The sequence below is a fragment of the Dietzia sp. HMSC21D01 genome, assembly GCF_001815995.1.
GTDB lineage: Bacteria > Actinomycetota > Actinomycetes > Mycobacteriales > Mycobacteriaceae > Dietzia > Dietzia cinnamea.
Genome location: NZ_KV823737.1, coordinates 12,989 through 13,411 on the forward strand (window position 1 = coordinate 12,989; position 423 = coordinate 13,411).

Sequence of the window (423 nt, forward strand, 5' to 3'; positions counted from 1 at the left end):
GAGGCCGCGTATGTGCTGGTCGCGCAGTTCACCCGCGCGGCGCAGACCGAGGACGAGCAGGGGCCTGCGGGGTCGGGTCGGCCGGGGTATGCGCGGTTGGCGCCGGCGGCGCGGGCGCGTGATCATCTGGTGGCGGCGTGTCAGTTGACGTGTTGGCATGCCGAGCGGCTGGTCACGGCCGGGGTGCAGATCCACACCCGTCTGTCCCGCCTTGGTTCGGTGGTGGCGCGGGGGGTGATGCCGGAGCAGATGGCGGTCGATATCGCGTGCCGTCTGGCCGAGGTGCCCGATGCGATCGTGGCCGATGTGGAGGACGAGCTCCTAGCCCGGTTCACCGGCGATCTCGAGGGTGGGGATCGGCCGAGCCGGCCGGCGGTGAACTCGGCGATCGACGAGGCGGTGGAGCGGTGCGATCCGGCCGGG

1 pseudogene is annotated in these 423 nt (G+C 72.3%); it reads left to right on the forward strand.

The window, feature by feature from the left end:
- Window positions 1–12: 12 nt before the first annotated feature.
- A pseudogene (locus tag HMPREF3086_RS02965) lies at window positions 13–423 on the forward strand (HNH endonuclease); the annotation flags it as partial.